Origin of the sequence: Streptomyces parvus, from assembly GCF_014648875.1 — a bacterium.
GTDB lineage: Bacteria > Actinomycetota > Actinomycetes > Streptomycetales > Streptomycetaceae > Streptomyces > Streptomyces parvus.
The window spans coordinates 365,244-379,996 of the sequence record NZ_BMRY01000006.1 but is presented as its reverse complement, the minus strand read 5'-3'; the positions used below and the strand labels follow the sequence as shown (position 1 = coordinate 379,996).

At 71.4% G+C, this 14,753-nt stretch carries 15 protein-coding genes; 9 read left to right on the top strand and 6 right to left on the bottom strand.

Annotated elements, in window-relative coordinates:
* Positions 1–297 precede the first annotated feature (297 nt).
* Entirely contained in the window at positions 298–1,383 is a 1,086-nt protein-coding gene (locus IE140_RS20990) for a S1 family peptidase (RefSeq protein ID WP_093442831.1), read from the top strand.
* A 78-nt stretch (positions 1,384–1,461) separates the two neighbouring features.
* Here the strand turns inward: IE140_RS20990 and IE140_RS20985 are convergent, their stop codons facing one another.
* Positions 1,462–1,959, bottom strand: coding sequence for a phospholipase (locus tag IE140_RS20985; protein WP_150193159.1), 498 nt, complete (start codon positions 1,957–1,959; stop codon positions 1,462–1,464).
* Positions 1,960–2,323: 364 nt separating this feature from the next.
* On the opposite strand from IE140_RS20985, the gene IE140_RS20980 reads away from it, so the two are divergent.
* Positions 2,324–3,214, top strand: coding sequence for an esterase/lipase family protein (locus IE140_RS20980; protein WP_150193160.1), 891 nt, complete (start codon positions 2,324–2,326; stop codon positions 3,212–3,214).
* A 130-nt stretch (positions 3,215–3,344) separates the two neighbouring features.
* On the opposite strand, the gene IE140_RS20975 is transcribed toward IE140_RS20980, so the two are convergent.
* Positions 3,345–4,391 (bottom strand): lytic polysaccharide monooxygenase auxiliary activity family 9 protein, encoded by a 1,047-nt coding sequence (locus IE140_RS20975; protein WP_150193161.1) that lies wholly within the window; start codon positions 4,389–4,391, stop codon positions 3,345–3,347.
* Positions 4,392–4,613: 222 nt separating this feature from the next.
* Here IE140_RS20975 and IE140_RS20970 point away from each other — a divergent pair, with 222 nt between their 5' ends.
* Positions 4,614–5,054 (top strand): DUF5959 family protein, encoded by a 441-nt coding sequence (locus IE140_RS20970; RefSeq protein WP_150193162.1) that lies wholly within the window; start codon positions 4,614–4,616, stop codon positions 5,052–5,054.
* Positions 5,055–5,120: 66 nt separating this feature from the next.
* Here the strand turns inward: IE140_RS20970 and IE140_RS20965 are convergent, their stop codons facing one another.
* Positions 5,121–5,807, bottom strand: coding sequence for a response regulator (locus tag IE140_RS20965; protein ID WP_176725731.1), 687 nt, complete (start codon positions 5,805–5,807; stop codon positions 5,121–5,123).
* 115 nt (positions 5,808–5,922) lie between these two features.
* Here IE140_RS20965 and IE140_RS20960 point away from each other — a divergent pair, with 115 nt between their 5' ends.
* From IE140_RS20960 to IE140_RS20945, 4 genes are read left to right on the top strand one after another with little or no spacing between them, the layout of a single operon-like run.
* Positions 5,923–6,906 carry a Bug family tripartite tricarboxylate transporter substrate binding protein gene (locus IE140_RS20960; protein ID WP_032775718.1) on the top strand — a complete coding sequence of 328 codons (984 nt, stop codon included), beginning with the start codon at positions 5,923–5,925 and terminating at the stop codon, positions 6,904–6,906.
* A complete protein-coding gene (locus IE140_RS20955) occupies positions 6,903–7,469 on the top strand; it encodes a tripartite tricarboxylate transporter TctB family protein (RefSeq protein WP_150193163.1) in 567 nt (188 codons plus the stop codon). The genes IE140_RS20960 and IE140_RS20955 overlap by 4 nt, the downstream gene beginning before the upstream one ends.
* A gap of 3 nt (positions 7,470–7,472) precedes the next feature.
* Positions 7,473–9,002: a tripartite tricarboxylate transporter permease gene (locus IE140_RS20950; protein ID WP_150193164.1), complete on the top strand. Its 1,530-nt coding sequence runs from the start codon at positions 7,473–7,475 to the stop codon at positions 9,000–9,002.
* A gap of 13 nt (positions 9,003–9,015) precedes the next feature.
* Positions 9,016–10,509 (top strand): trifunctional class I SAM-dependent methyltransferase/NUDIX hydrolase/VOC family protein, encoded by a 1,494-nt coding sequence (locus IE140_RS20945; protein ID WP_150193165.1) that lies wholly within the window; start codon positions 9,016–9,018, stop codon positions 10,507–10,509.
* 36 nt (positions 10,510–10,545) lie between these two features.
* Here IE140_RS20945 and IE140_RS20940 read toward each other — a convergent pair whose 3' ends face one another.
* Together IE140_RS20940 and IE140_RS20935 are read right to left on the bottom strand one after the other, a co-directional pair.
* Positions 10,546–11,055, bottom strand: a complete 510-nt coding sequence (locus tag IE140_RS20940; RefSeq protein ID WP_150193166.1) for a ribonuclease FAU-1 family protein — start codon at positions 11,053–11,055, stop codon at positions 10,546–10,548.
* Positions 11,039–11,956, bottom strand: a complete 918-nt coding sequence (locus IE140_RS20935; protein ID WP_150193167.1) for a GNAT family N-acetyltransferase — start codon at positions 11,954–11,956, stop codon at positions 11,039–11,041. The genes IE140_RS20940 and IE140_RS20935 overlap by 17 nt, the downstream gene beginning before the upstream one ends.
* Positions 11,957–12,026: 70 nt before the next feature.
* Here IE140_RS20935 and IE140_RS20930 point away from each other — a divergent pair, with 70 nt between their 5' ends.
* Positions 12,027–12,401 (top strand): GntR family transcriptional regulator, encoded by a 375-nt coding sequence (locus IE140_RS20930; RefSeq protein ID WP_006123461.1) that lies wholly within the window; start codon positions 12,027–12,029, stop codon positions 12,399–12,401.
* Positions 12,402–12,497: 96 nt separating this feature from the next.
* Here IE140_RS20930 and IE140_RS20925 read toward each other — a convergent pair whose 3' ends face one another.
* Complete coding sequence (locus tag IE140_RS20925; protein ID WP_150193168.1) at positions 12,498–13,592, bottom strand: DUF5925 domain-containing protein; 1,095 nt, start codon at positions 13,590–13,592, stop codon at positions 12,498–12,500.
* A 243-nt stretch (positions 13,593–13,835) separates the two neighbouring features.
* Here IE140_RS20925 and IE140_RS20920 point away from each other — a divergent pair, with 243 nt between their 5' ends.
* Positions 13,836–14,639: an SGNH/GDSL hydrolase family protein gene (locus IE140_RS20920; protein WP_032775706.1), complete on the top strand. Its 804-nt coding sequence runs from the start codon at positions 13,836–13,838 to the stop codon at positions 14,637–14,639.
* Positions 14,640–14,753 lie beyond the last annotated feature (114 nt).

Sequence of the window (14,753 nt, the reverse complement as noted above, 5' to 3'; positions counted from 1 at the left end):
CGGAGGACTTCCGTCGCCATCCGGACGGACCGCACCACCATCCGGACCGAGGGGGCGAATATCGGACAGGACTAGTCCTCACTCTGGGGCCGCCGATGATTGCACCGGGTGTTTGCGAAGGGAACCGACATGGCGTGACCGGGGGTAAGTGAACGACCCGAGGGTGAAGCGTCGGTGTCGTGTGCACGTCCGGAAGTCGGCCTTGTGTGCGTTTCCCGGCCTCGGAATAGTGGGCGCCCCATCCTCCGTGTACGGGCACCCCACATGCTCCGTCCACGGCCCCACAGGAGGTCGAACTTGAAGCATCGACGCATATCCAGGAAGCGCGCGACGCTGGCCGGCTCGGCCGTCGTCGCCCTCGTCGCAGCGGGATTCACGTTCCAGTCTGCGAACGCCAGTGACGATGTGCCGCAGTTCGCGGCCAAGACCCTCAGCGCGGGCGCGGCCGGAAAGCTGGCCGACACCCTGAACCGTGACCTGGGTGCGGACGCGGCGGGCTCGTACTACGACACCACGGCGAAGGCCCTCGTCGTGAACGTCGTCGACGAGGCCGGCGCCGAGCAGGTCCGCCAGGCGGGCGCCAAGGCCAGAATCGTGGAGAACTCCCTGACCGAGCTGAAGTCGGCCCGGCAGACCCTCACCGACAGGGCGACGATCCCGGGTACCTCCTGGGCGGTCGACCCGGTCACCAACAAGGTGAAGGTCACCGCGGACAGCACGGTCGACGGCGCGGCCTGGAAGAAGCTCTCGGCCGTGGTCGACGGCCTCGGCGGCAAGGCCGAACTCGTCAAGACCAAGGGTGAGTTCAAGCCGCTGATCGCGGGCGGCGACGCGATCTTCGGCTCCGGCTCCCGCTGCTCGCTCGGCTTCAACGTGGTCAAGGACGGCGAGCCGTACTTCCTGACCGCCGGCCACTGCACCGAGTCGGTCACCAGCTGGTCGGACTCCCAGGGCGGCGCGGAGATCGGGGCGAACGAGGGCTCCAGCTTCCCGGAGAACGACTACGGCCTGGTCAAGTACACCTCGGACACCGAGCACCCGAGCGAGGTGAACCTCTACGACGGCTCCACCCAGGCGATCACCCAGGCGGGCGACGCGACGGTCGGCCAGGCGGTCACCCGCAGCGGCTCCACCACCCAGGTGCACGACGGCGAGGTCACCGGCCTGGACGCCACGGTCAACTACGGCAACGGCGACATCGTCAACGGCCTCATCGAGACGACGGTCTGCGCCGAGCCGGGCGACAGCGGCGGCGCCCTCTTCGCGGGCGACACCGCGCTCGGCCTGACCTCGGGCGGCAGCGGCGACTGCTCCTCGGGCGGTACGACCTTCTTCCAGCCGGTCCCGGAGGCGCTGGCCGCCTACGGCGCCGAGATCGGCTGACGCACCACCGTACGACGGCAGCGAGGAAGGGCCCCCGGTTCGCCGGGGGCCCTTCTTCTTCGCCCGGCGCGGCCGGGCTCAGGCGGCCTGGGGCAGATTGCGGGCGCCCGCGTCCGCCGGGGAGACGCCGAAGATCTTCACGGCCTGGTAGTAGGTCCAGGCGGTGCTGTTGCAGGAGGTCTTCGTCGCGCCCGAGTAGCGGGCGCACACGCGCTTGAGGTCCTCGTAGAAGGCGGAGTCGATCCGGGCCTTGTTGGCGGAGAACGTGCCCGCGGCCTTGTAGTTCCGGTACCCGAAGTCGTGGCGGGCACAGGAGTTCTGGAAGGGGAAGCCGAAGGGGTTGTCGGGGGAGCTGCTGCAGTAGTCCGTCGACCAGTTGAAGCCGTACGCCGCCCAGGCGCCCTGGTTGTTGCGGGCCGCGTTCCAGGCGTTGTAGCTGGAGGCGCTCGTCTGGGTCCAGGAGCTGAGCACCTGGGGCTTGTCGGCGGGAGCGGCCGAGGCGGAACCGGCGGTGCCCAGGGCGAGGGGGAGTGACAGGGCGACCGTGGCGAGCGGAACCGTGAAGCGACGGCGCATGGACGACCTCCGTGGGGGTGAATGGAGTTGCTCCTGAGGTGCTCCTCGTCGGGTGGTGCGAGGGAGCAGGAGCAGCATGTCGTCATGAACGCGTCATGCCTAGGGGTCGCACCGAGTGGACATCGGGAATTGTTCGTACGGCACCGGGAGTTGGGGCGTTCGTCGGGCGGGGTGGTCGGCGGGGCTCTGGTCGCGGCCGGCCTCATTACGTGATCTCGCGCGAGGCCGCCCCAGTTTTTACCGACGCGTAACTTCCCTCGCCCGCTTACTCGTGCGTAATTTGGCATGAGCACGTACAGCTTGTGGTCCGGGCCACAGGGCGCACCGCCATCGCACCTCCCTTGAGCCGCAAGGAGATCCCACGATGCTGCCCTGGATCCGTGCTGCGCACACTCCCCGCACGCGCAGTCTGCTCGCCGCCCTGCTTCTCGCCCTCACCGTTCTCGTCGCCCCCACGGCGACCGCGAGCGCGGCCCCGGCCGCCGAGACGGCCACATCGCGAGGCTGGAACGACTACTCCTGCAAGCCCTCCGCCGTCCATCCCCGACCCGTCGTCCTGGTCCACGGAACCTTCGGGAACTCGATCGACAACTGGCTGGTCCTCGCCCCCTACTTGGTCAACCGGGGCTACTGCGTCTTCTCCCTCGACTACGGTCAGCTCCCCGGCGTGCCCTTCTTCCACGGCCTCGGACCCATCGACAAGTCCGCCGAACAGCTCGCCGTGTTCGTCGACAAGGTGCTCGACGCCACCGGAGCCCCGGAGGCCGACATCGTCGGCCACTCCCAGGGCGGCATGATGCCGAACTACTACCTGAAGTTCCTCGGCGGCGCCGACAAGGTCAACGCCCTCGTCGGCATCGCGCCGGACAACCACGGCACCACGCTGCTCGGCCTCACCAAACTGCTGCCGTTCTTCCCCGGCGTGGAGAAGTTCATCAGTGACAAGACCCCCGGACTCGCCGACCAGATCGCGGGATCGCCCTTCATCACCAAGCTCACGGCGGGCGGCGACACCGTTCCCGGCGTCCGCTACACCGTCATCGCGACCAAGTACGACCAGGTCGTGACCCCGTACCGCACGCAGTACCTGGACGGGCCGAACGTACGCAACGTGCTGCTCCAGGACCTGTGCCCGCTCGACCTCTCCGAGCACGTCGCGATCGGCACCATCGACCGCATCGCCTTCCACGAGGTGGCCAACGCCCTCGACCCGGCCCGCGCCACCCCGACCACCTGCGCCTCGGTCATCGGCTGACCCACCGCACGACAGCAACAGGCCGGGGCCCGGCGTCCGGGAGTACGGACGGCGGACCCCGGCCCGTCACATCCTGCCGCGCCCGACGTCCCGGAGGGACGCGGCAGGGGTACGGAGAGGGGCGCTGCGGTCAGCGGCTGTGGCGCCCCGTCGCGGCGGCGGCCCGCCGGCGCTGCGAGGCGAACAGCACGGCCGCACCGGCGGCGAGCACCCCGGCGCCGCCGATCGCCAGGTAGGTGCTGCTGCTGGAACCACCGGTCTCGGCCAGCACCTCGTCCTTGCTCGCGGCGTTGACCTCGGGCGCGTTGCCCTCGGTCTTCTTCTCCGGAGCGGCCGGGGCGGCGGCGGTGACCTTCGCCCCGGTGTTCGCGTCGTCGTCACCGTGGCCGTTGTGCTCGACGGACGACTTCTCGGCGCCCTCGGTGATCGCCTCCTCGGACGGGGCGGAGGCGGCCGGAGCCGGAGCCTCGGCACCGGCGTCACCACCGGAACCCTGCTCCCCCTTCTCCTCTTCCTTCTCCGCCGAACCCCCGCCCGCCGAACCGCCGCCGAACGTCACGTCGGAGCAGGCGTAGAACGCCTCGGGGGAGTCGGAACGCTGCCAGATCGTGTAGACCAGCTGCCGCCCGGAACGCTCGGGAATCGTCCCGTCGAAGACGTACGAACCGTCCACCAGCGCCGGGTCGGTGACCTCGGCGAAGGGCTTCGCCTCCAGGTCCGACCAGGCCAGAGGCTTCGTCGCGTCATAGCCGGGCTTGGTCATGTACAGCTCGAACGAGCCCTTGTGCGGGGCCGTCGCCCGGAACCGGAAGGTGTGCTTGCCCGCCGACAGGGCGGTGGCCGGCCAGTCGGCGCGCGGCAGGTCGAGCCCCTTGAACTTGTCGTTGGCCGCGCTGCAGAGCTTGCCGTCCGGGATCAGCTCACGGTGCTTGCCCGCCGCGTTGGCGATGTTCACCCCGTTCCAGTCGTACAGCGCCTGCGTGCCCCCCGCCGCGACGGCTGCCTGGCACGCCGCCGACTTCGGGCTCTCCGGCCCCTCCGCGAAGCAGGCCGACACCCGGCTCACCGGGTCGGTCAGCGAACCGTGCGCGACGGCCGGCGTGGCGGTCAGCCCGGCCAGGGCGAGCGGTGCGAGTCCGAGGGCGAGAACTCCGGCGGCCTTGCGACGAGCGGTCATGGGTGGATCTCCTTCGATACGGCACTGCTGTCGGGGGTGGCGATCAGCAAGCTAGCCGTTCGGGAGGGCGAAAAACCCTGCTGGGAGGGGGTGAGGGTGATCCTTATGGTGCGGTTAAGGAAGGGCTAAGAGGGCGCTCAGGCAGAGGGTGCCGTCATCGTCGCGGACCGGGGTACGAGATGATCCGAGCGTCCGGTTCGCCCACTCGTCCCATGAGGTGTCGTGATCGACGGCGTACATGCTGCGGAGCTTTTCCGATTCGCTGACCGCGTGCAGAGCGTGACTCTCCGGGTCGCGTGCGATGCCCCGATGGCCCCCGGGGAAGAGAGGTACTACGCGGCCGAGATCGTGCTGGAGAGCGGCTTCGTCAACGGCACTGTGGGACTGTGCGTTTCGGGCGGGGACCTGGATGAATGGGGTCGTTGTCTCGATGCGCTCGCGGCGGAGGAGGGGGCCGAGTGGCCGCCCGGCGATCGCAGTGCGTGGCTCTGCGTGGTCCCCGATGATCCGCTGGAGGTGACGGTGCACGACTCGCCGTCGACGCAGATCGCCGTGCGGGTTCCCGTGGACGTGGCGACCGGGTGGCTGGAGGAGAACCGGCTGCGGCTTGAGCGCGTACGCGAGGCGATCGCGCGGACACGGCCTGATGGTCCGGCGTGTTGAGATGACCCCGGTTCACGACGCGGGCGAATGAACGTGACCCCGCGTCAGCCCACTCCGGCGTAGCCCTCAGCCCTTCCAGCGGTACCGCCGCTCCGGCCGACCCGTCCCCCCGTACCGCAGCGTCACCTCCGCGCGGCCCGTTCCGGCGAACCACTCCAGGTAGCGGCGAGCGCTCACCCGGGACAGGGATCCCGCCTCGGCGCACTCCGAGGCGGACAGGCCCCCGGGGTGGTCGCGCAGGGTGCGTTCCACCAGGTCGGCCGTGGGGGCGGCCAGGCCCTTCGGCAGCTCGCGGGAGCCGGGCGGGCGGGTGCCGAAGATCTGGTCGACGTCCTCCTGGCGGGCCTCGCCCAGCTCGTCCAGGCGGGTACGCAGGGCGGCGACGTGGCGCAACTGCTCCTGGAGGGCGGAGCGGTTGAACGGCTTGATCAGGTAATGGAGCGCACCCGCCCGCAGCGCCGCCCTGATCACCCCGGCGTCCTTGGCCGCTGTGATGAACAGGGCGTCCGTGCTGGGGCGCGATGCGTCCCGCTCCTCCGCCGTGCGCAGGGCGCGCAGGACGTCGATCCCGTCCATGTCGGGCAGATAGATGTCGAGCAGCACCAGATCGGGGCGCAGCCGCTCGGCGGCCCGCAGGGCGTCCGCGCCGTTGTGCGCCACCCCGACCACCGTAAAACCGTCCATCGCGGACACATAGCGGCCGTGCAGCTTCGCGACCATGAAGTCGTCGTCCACCACCAGCACCGTCGTCACGCCGCCACGGTAGGCCGCGACCTCAATGACCACAACGTCCGTTGATACCGGAAGAGAGACAGCTTCTTAACGCGCAGGCAACATGTGGGCCACTTCACAGCGAAAGGCGGAACCTGTGCGACTGCGCACTCTCCTCGCCCTGTTCGGGGCCGCGTTGCTCGTGGTGGTGGGGCCACCCCTGCTCTCCACGGGCGACGGCTCCGACACCGGCACTCAGATTCCCGGGCTCCGCTTCATGGTCCCCAACACCCCCGGCGGCGGTTACGACATCACCGCCCGCACCATGGCCAAGAACGCCGAGGACGCAGGCCTCACCCACAACATCGAGGTGTTCAACCTGCCGGGCGCCGGCGGAACGGTCGGCCTGACCCGGCTCGTCGGCGAACACGGCAACGGCAAGCTCGCGCTCTCCATGGGCCTCGGCGTCGTCGGGGCCGTCCATACCAACAAGTCCCCGAGCACCCTGGCCGACACCACCCCGATCGCCCGGCTCACCGAGGAGCCCGACATCGTGGTGGTCGCCAAGAACTCCCCGTACCGCACCATCGCCGACCTCCTCGCCGCCTGGAAGAAGGACCCGGCCCGGGTCCCGGTAGGCGGCGGCTCCTCGCCCGGCGGCCCGGACCACCTCGCCCCGATGCTCATGGCGCAGGCCGCCGGAATCGCGCCGAAGACGGTCAACTACGTGCCGTTCGACGGCGGCGGTGAACTCCTCGCCTCCATCCTCGGCGACAAGGTCGGCTTCGGGGTCTCCGGCCTCGGCGAGTACCGCGACCAGATCGAGGCGGGCGAGCTGCGGCTGCTCGCCGTCACCGGCCCGAAGCGGGTGCCGGGTCTCGACGCCCCCACCCTGCGCGAAGCCGGACTCGACACCGAGTTCACCAACTGGCGCGGCATCGTCGCCCCGCCCGGCATCTCGGACGCCGAACGCGACAAGCTCACCGGCCTCATCCGCGAGCTGCACGCCTCGAAGCAGTGGAAGGAGTCGATGAAGAAGAACGGCTGGGACGACGCCTTCCTCGCCGGTGAACCCTTCGGCGACTTCCTCGACGAGCAGGACCGGCGCGTCGCCACCGTCCTCAAGGAGCTGGGACTGTGACCTCCGAATCGACCGAACCCGCCGGGCCCACCGGACCGGCCGAGCCCGTGCCGGCGAGCGGTGGCGGTGCCCGCGCCTGGCTGCGCGAGCACTCCGAGCTCGGCGTCTGCGTCCTGCTGTTCGCACTCGGCGTGCTCGTCCTCACCGACGCCCTCACCATGAGCGTGGACATCGCCCAGCGCGGCCCCGTCGGCCCCCGTACCGTGCCCTTCGTCATCGGCGGCATGTTCCTGCTCATCGCCGTCCTGCTCGCCGTCGACGTCCTGCGCGGCGGCCGCGGCGAGGCCGAGGGCGGCGAGGACGTCGACCTCGACGAGCCCGCCGACTGGCGCACCGTCCTCCTGCTCACCGGGGTCTTCCTCGGTGCCGCCGTCCTGATCGGCCCGCTCGGCTTCCCGATCGCCGGGGCGCTCCTCTTCTGGGGGGCCGCCTACGCGCTGGGCAGCCGCCGCCACGACCGCGATCCGCTCATCGCGGCCGGGCTCTCCCTCTTCACCTACTTCGTCTTCGACAACCTGCTCGGTGTCCCCCTTCCGGGCGGCCCGCTGATGGGGGTGCTCTGACCGATGGATTCCCTCAACTCCCTCATCGACGGCTTCGGTACCGCGCTCACCCCGATGAACCTGCTGTGGGCCGCGATAGGCGTCCTGCTCGGCACGGCGATCGGCGTGCTTCCCGGCATCGGACCCGCGATGGCCGTGGCGCTGCTGCTCCCGGTGACGTACGGACTGGACCCGACCGGCGCGTTCATCATGTTCGCGGGCATCTACTACGGGGCGATGTTCGGCGGCTCCACCACCTCGATCCTCCTCAACACCCCCGGTGAGAGCGCCGCCGTGGTCGCCGCGATCGAGGGCAACCCGATGGCGAAGAGCGGACGCGGCGCCCAGGCGCTCGCCGCCGCCGCGATCGGTCACTTCGCGGGCGGGATGATCGGCACGATCCTGCTGGTCGTCCTCGCCCCGACCGTCGCGTCGCTCGCCATCGGCATCGGCGCACCCGACTACTTCGCCATCATGGTGCTGGCCTTCATCGCCGTCACCTCGGTCCTCGGCGCCTCCCGCATCCGCGGTATCGCCTCCCTCCTCATCGGCCTCACCATCGGACTGGTCGGCCTCGACCAGATGACCGGCCAGCAGCGCCTGACCTTCGGCTCGCTCCAACTCGCCGACGGCGTCGACGTGGTGATCGTCGCGGTCGGGCTCTTCGCCATCGGCGAGGCCCTCTGGGTCGCCGCCCACCTGCGCCGCTCCACCGGAAAGCCGATCCCCGTCGGCCGGCCCTGGCTCGGCCGCACCGACCTGAAGCGCACCTGGAAGCCCTGGCTGCGCGGGCCCGCCATCGGCTTCCCGTTCGGGGCGATCCCGGCGGGCGGCGCCGAGATCCCCACCTTCCTCAGCTACGTCACCGAGAAGCGGCTCTCCAAGCACCGCGACCAGTTCGGCAAGGGCGCCATCGAAGGCGTCGCCGGACCCGAGGCCGCCGCCTCCGCCTCCGCCGCCGGAACCCTCGTCTCGATGCTCACCCTCGGACTGCCCACCACCGCCGTCGCCGCCGTGATGCTGGCCGCCTTCCAGCAGTACGGGATCCAGCCCGGCCCGCTGTTGTTCGAGCGCGAACCGGAGCTGGTCTGGGGCCTCATCGCCTCGCTGTTCGTCGGCATGGTGCTGCTGCTCGCCCTCAACCTGCCGCTCGCGCCCGTCTGGGCGAAGCTCCTGAGGATCCCGCGCCCCTATCTGTACGCGGGCATCCTCTTCTTCGCCGCCGTCGGCGCGTACGCGGTCGGCGGCGAGTCACTCGACCTGGTGATCCTCCTGGTCATCGGGCTGATCGGGTTCGGGATGCGACGGTACGGGCTGCCGGTGCTGCCGGCCGTCATCGGCGTGATCCTCGGCCCGGCCGCCGAACAGCAGCTGCGCCGTGCCCTCCAGATCAGCGACGGCAGTGTGACCGGCCTGGTCAACACCCCGTTCTCCGTCACGGTCTACGTGATCGTGGTGCTGATCGTGGCCTGGCCGCTGATCGGCCGGCTGATCGGGCGGGTGCGCGGTGGCCGGAATGCGGCAGAGGAGTCCCGCACTGTCAGCGGCGGCTGAGAGCATCGGAGCCATGACCACGATCGACTGGGACGCGGCGGCCGGATCCTTCGACGAGGAGCCCGACCACGGGCTCCTCGACCCCGCGGTGCGCGACGCCTGGGCCGGGCGGCTGGAGAGCTGGCTGCCCGGCACCCGCGGTGACGTGCTGGACCTGGGGTGCGGCACCGGCAGCCTCTCGCTGCTCGCCGCGGGCCAGGGCCACCGCGTCACCGCCGTCGACCGCTCGCCCCGCATGGCCGAAAAGGCCCGGGCCAAGCTCGTCGGGACCGGTGCGGAGGTCCTCGTCGGGGACGCCGCCCGGCCCCCGGTCGGCGAGCGGGCGTTCGACGTGGTCGTGGCCCGGCATGTCGTCTGGCTGCTGCCCGACCCGGCGGCGGCCCTGGAGCACTGGTTCGGCCTGCTGAAGCCGGGCGGCCGGCTCGTCCTGGTCGAAGGGGTGTGGAACGGCACCGGTCTGTCCGCCACCACGCTCACCGCCCTGCTCTCCGCGCACACCGAGCGCATCCACCACGAGGACCTGGCCTCCGACAGCCGGCTCTGGGGCAAGAAGGTCGACGACGAACGCTATGCGCTGGTCGCCCGCGTGATGCCGCCCCACCGGCACACCGAGGTCGTCGACGTCCATCTGATCCTGCGGCGCGGCCCCGACGTCCTGCTGGCCCGCCGCTCCAACACCGGCTATGCGGACGGCCTGCTCCACATGCCCTCCGGCCACGCGGAGGACGGCGAGGACGTCCGCGAGGCGATGATCCGGGAGGCCGCCGAGGAGATCGGCCTCGAACTGGACCCCGACGAACTGCGGGTGGCCCTCGTGATGCAGCACCGGGGCCCCGGCGGCGGGGCGCGCATGGGCTGGTTCTTCGTCGCGGAGTACGACCCGGAGCGCCCGCCGCGCAACGCCGAGCCGGAGAAGTGCTCGGAGCTGGCGTGGTTCCCGCTGGCCGCGCTGCCGGACGACATGGTGGCGTACTGCCGTGCGGGCCTCGACGGTTACCGGGCGGGCGAGCACTTCATGATCCACTGGCATCGGGACGGGGAGCCGATCGCGTACGTCCCGGGCGGTGCCGGACGGGCCGTCCCGCTGCCCGCCGCCGGGGAGACCACCGGCCGGGTGCACCACATCGAGCTGTGGGTGGCGGACCTGGCGGCGGCGGAGCGCAGTTGGGGCTGGCTGCTGGGCCGCCTCGGCCATGTCCCGTACCAGCACTGGGCCCACGGCCGCAGCTGGCGGCGCGGCGACGCGTATGTCGTGCTGGAGCAGTCCCCGGACCTGGTCGCGGGTGATCACGACCGCCGCCGCCCCGGGCTCAACCACCTGGCGTTCCACGTCGCGGACCGGGCCGCCCTGGACGCCCTGACGGCCGAGGCCCCGGCGTACGGCTGGCGCCTGCTGTTCCCCGACCGCCATCCGTACGCGGGCGGCGACGGCCACCACGCCGCCTATCTGGAGGACCCGGCGGGGTACGAGGTGGAGCTGGTCGCCGCGTCGCGGCCGCGCCCCTGAGCCGGGTGCCGTACATGGTGCTCGGGGCGGGGCCGGTCAGGAGAGAAGACCGGCCAGCCCCTCGGACCTCGCCAGGCGTTCCAGCTCGTCCAGGGCCGAGGCCGCCGCGCCGGCCGCCGTCGGGTCGCGCTCCGCCAGGCCGCTCTCCTCGAACTCGTCCTCGTCCAGCCGCAGTACGCACGAGCCGTCGGCCGAGACCCACAGATCCAGGTCCAGGTCCTCGACCGCCAGCACCCCGTCCGCCAGCACGGCGGGCCGGGTGATGTCGCAGTACCAGCCCTTGAGCCCGCCGTCGCCGGTGCGGACCTCCTTCACCGCGAACCACCGGTCCCGCCAGTAGTGCTCGGTGAACACATCGCCCGGCTCGAACCGGGCGAAGCCGAAGTCCCGTACCCCGGGTGCGGCCCACGGCGCCCGGACGGTGACGCGGACGCCGTCGTCCCGGACCAGCTCCGCCGGATAGCGGATCTTGGTGCGGCCCGCCTTGGTCAGGGCGACGACCAGCTCGTCCGGGCCGCCCGCGCGGAGCTCAGAGGGGGCGGACATGGCGGACCTCCGTCGCGCAGACCTGGTAGCCGAACCACTGGTTGACGGCGAGCATCGGGCCGTTGCCGGTGTCGTTGGAGGTGTAGGCGTCCGTGTAGCCGGCCGCCCGCGCCCGGTGCAGCGAGTCGTTCTTCGCCAGCTTCGCCAGGCCTCGCCCCCGGAACTCCCGCAGGGTGCCCGTCATGGAGCTCAGATACGTGCGTTCGCCGTCGGTGGTCGCCGCGCTGAACGCCGCCACCTTCCCGTCCACCAGCGCCACCGACGTGAGCCCCTGGTCGAAGGCCGGGTGCCGCCAGACGTTCGTCAGCCAGTCCTCGTAGTCGTCCAGCTCGGCGGCGATGTCGCCCGGTTCGTCCGCCGTCACCTCGGCGTCCGCCTCGAACAGCGCCCGGGGATCGTCGGCGAAGTCCGTCCCGGTCCGCAGCTCGACGCCCGGCGGGAGCTCCTGACGCGGCGGCAGGGTGCCGCCCGCGAGGTCCAGCCGCTGGAAGTGGGCCGAGCGCTTGGGCTCGTAGCCCCGCTTACGGGCGAACTCCAGGCTCTCCGGGTCGTCCAGCACCCACGCGTACAGCACCGTGGCCCCGACCCCGGCCAGGTGCTCCTCGGCCGTGCGCAGCAGCAGTGAGCCCGCGCCCCGGTTGGTGCGGCCGGGGAGCGTCTGCGGGGTGAAGTACCCCTGCCCCGGCTCGGGGCTCTCATGGGCGATGCCCGCCTGGGCCGTGGCGATGATCTCGCCGTCCTCCTCGGCGATCAGCAGCCGGTAGTGCTTGTCCGGATGGGCGTGCGTCAGGTCGTGGACGATCTGTTCGGGGGTGGCGACCATCCACGGGACCGAGGCCCGGCGGGCCCGGGTCCAGGCCTCCGCGTCGGACGGGCGGAAATCACGCACGATCACAGTCATGCGGTGGACCGTATGCGCAGCCGCGTCCCGAACGCCTCCCCTTTTTCCGTGGGTGGGGGACAATCGGCCCGTGACTGAGAAGATCGTCCTCGACCCGGACTCCGGCATCGCCCCGTACGAGCAACTGCGCAACCGGATCTCCGAACTGGCCCGTTCCGGTGCGCTGCCCGTCGGCCACCGGCTCCCGACCGTACGCGGCTTCGCCGAGGAGCTGGGCCTCGCCGCCAACACCGTCGCCAAGGCCTACCGGGCCCTGGAGGCGGACGGAGTGATCGAGACCCGGGGGCGCAACGGAACGTTCGTCGCGGCCGCCGGGGGAGCGGCCGAGCAGCGGGCCGCGACCGCCGCGCAGCAGTACGCCGAGACCGCCGAGCGGCTCGGCCTCACCCGGCAGCAGGCCCTGTCGCTGGCCGAGGACGCGGTGCGGGCCGCGTACGGGGACTGACCCCCGGAGCCGTGGACCCGTGACCCGTGAAGCCGTAGACGCGTAACCCGTAGAGCTGTGGCCCCGGCGTCGGAGGGCGTAACCCGTGGCACGGCGTCAGAGATAGAGCCCCGCGTCCGCCCCCGTGTCCTGCTTCGGCACCGACGCGGGGCCGATGCCCCGGCGCAGCGCGTACAGCTCGGCCAGGGAGTTCCCCTCCCGGCCCACTCCCTCGTCCGTGCCCAGCCAGGCCACCGACTCCTGACGGGTCAGCGGGCCGACCTCGATCCTGGCCAGGCAGCGGCCGGGACGGACGACGGCCGGGTGCAGCCGTTCCAGGTCCTCGTTGGTGGTGACCCCCACCAGCACGTTGCGGCCCTGGCCCAGCAGACCGTCCGTCAGGTTCAGCAGCCGGGACAGTGCCTGGCCCGCCGTGTGCTTGGCCTCGCCGCGGATCAGCTCGTCGCAGTCCTCCAGGAGCAGCAGCCGCCACCGGCCCTTCTCCGTGCCGTCGTCCTCGCCGATCGCGATGTCCATCAGATAGCCGACGTCGCTGAAGAGCCGCTCGGGGTCCAGCACACAGTCGACCTGGCACCAGTCCCGCCAGGAACGGGCCAGGGTGCGCAGCGCGGACGTCTTGCCGGTGCCGGGCGGGCCGTGCAGCAGGAGCAGCCGGCCCGCGATGTCGTCCGGTGTCACCTTCATCAGCCGGCCCATGGCGTCGGCCACCGGTGCGGTGTAGTTGGGGCGGACCTCGTCCCAGGCCCCGGCGGCGATCCGGCGGGTGGTGCGGTGCGGGCCGCGGGTCGGCGAGACGTACCAGAAGCCCATGGTCACGTTGTCGGGCTGGGGTTCCGGCTCGTCCCGCGCCCCGTCCGTGGCCTGCCCGAGGACCTTCTCCGCCAGCTCCGCGCTGGTCGCGGTCACGGTGACGTCCGCACCCCGGTTCCACCGGGAGGCCAGCAGGGTCCAGCCCTCGCCCTCGGCCAGCGTCGAGCTCCGGTTGTCGTCGCGGGTGGTCCGCAGCACCCGGGCGTCCGGCGGCAGCAGCGTCGCCCCGGCCTTGATCCGGTCGAGGGAGGAGCTGTGCGAGTAGGGCTGCTCGCCCGTCGCGAAGCGGCCGAGGAAGAGCGCGTCGAGGACGTCGGACGGGGAATCGCCGTCGTCGAGGGTGAGCCGGATCGGCAGAGCGGATTCGGGGGAGTCGGGCATGGCGCTCATGATCCGGCACGGGGGCACCCCGCGCACCCGGTTTCCCGGCGCGTGCCGGGCGCGGGCGGAGGCAACCGACGGGGCGGCAGCCGACGGGGCGACAGCGGGGCTCCGGTGAGCGCCCGTTGAACCGCCGGGGGCGGACGGAAGCACTCCACCCCTATTTTTGGCATGAACACTTCCGATCGGGCGAGGGCGCTGCTACTACGGAGTAGGCAGATACCCCCTGCTCAAGGAGGTTCCATGAAAATGTCCAGACTCGTGGCGTTCTCGTCCTCTCTCCTGCTCGGCGCCGCACTCGCCCTGACCGGTGCGGGGGTCGCGAACGCCGACTCGTCCGCCGCGGCCGTCGACTACGTCGCCCTCGGCGACTCCTACTCCTCCGGTGTCGGAGCCGGCAGCTACGACGGCTCCAGCTGCAAGCGCAGCAGCCGCGCCTACCCCGCGCTCTGGGCCGCCGCCAACTCCCCCTCGTCCTTCGACTTCGCCGCCTGCTCCGGCGCCAGGACCAACGACGTCACGGGCGGTCAGCTCGGGAAGCTGAACGCCTCGACCGACCTCGTCTCGATCTCGATCGGCGGCAACGACGCGGGCTTCGCCGACGTCATGACGACCTGTGTCCTCCAGTCCGAGGCCACCTGTCTCAACCGGATCGCCACCGCCCGCGCCTACGTCGACTCCACCCTCCCGGGCAGGCTCGACTCCGTGTACTCGGCCATCCGCTCCAAGGCGCCCTCCGCGCAGGTCGTCGTCCTCGGCTACCCCCGCTTCTACCAGCTCGGCGGCAGCTGCATCGCCGGCCTCAGCGAGAAGGAGCGCGCCGCCATCAACGGGGCGTCCGACCACCTGAACACGGCCACCGCCAAGCGGGCGGCGGACCACGGCTTCACCTTCGGGGACGTCAGGACGACCTTCACCGGGCATGAGATCTGCTCCGGCAGCTCCTGGCTGCACAGTGTGAACTGGCTCAACATCGGCGAGTCCTACCACCCCACCGCCGCCGGGCAGTCGGGCGGCTATCTCCCGGTCTTCAAGTCCGCTCTCTGACAGGCGCGTTCCTTCGGGGGGCGCGTCCTTCCGCCGACCGCCTCGTGCGGGAGTCCTCGCCGGTCGAGGCCTCCCGCTTCGGGGCCGAACAGCGGGCGACCTAAGGGGCAAACC

Excerpts from the sequence above, each read along its gene's own strand:
- IE140_RS20985 (WP_150193159.1), bottom strand. The coding sequence starts at position 1,959 with ATGCGCCGTCGCTTCACGGTTCCGCTCGCCACGGTCGCCCTGTCACTC.
- IE140_RS20935 (WP_150193167.1), bottom strand. The coding sequence starts at position 11,956 with ATGACTGTGATCGTGCGTGATTTCCGCCCGTCCGACGCGGAGGCCTGG.
- IE140_RS20950 (WP_150193164.1), top strand. The coding sequence starts at position 7,473 with ATGGATTCCCTCAACTCCCTCATCGACGGCTTCGGTACCGCGCTCACC.
- IE140_RS20925 (WP_150193168.1), bottom strand. The coding sequence starts at position 13,592 with ATGCCCGACTCCCCCGAATCCGCTCTGCCGATCCGGCTCACCCTCGAC.
- IE140_RS20980 (WP_150193160.1), top strand. The coding sequence starts at position 2,324 with ATGCTGCCCTGGATCCGTGCTGCGCACACTCCCCGCACGCGCAGTCTG.
- IE140_RS20975 (WP_150193161.1), bottom strand. The coding sequence starts at position 4,391 with ATGACCGCTCGTCGCAAGGCCGCCGGAGTTCTCGCCCTCGGACTCGCA.
- IE140_RS20920 (WP_032775706.1), top strand. The coding sequence starts at position 13,836 with ATGAAAATGTCCAGACTCGTGGCGTTCTCGTCCTCTCTCCTGCTCGGC.
- IE140_RS20945 (WP_150193165.1), top strand. The coding sequence starts at position 9,016 with ATGACCACGATCGACTGGGACGCGGCGGCCGGATCCTTCGACGAGGAG.
- IE140_RS20940 (WP_150193166.1), bottom strand. The coding sequence starts at position 11,055 with ATGTCCGCCCCCTCTGAGCTCCGCGCGGGCGGCCCGGACGAGCTGGTC.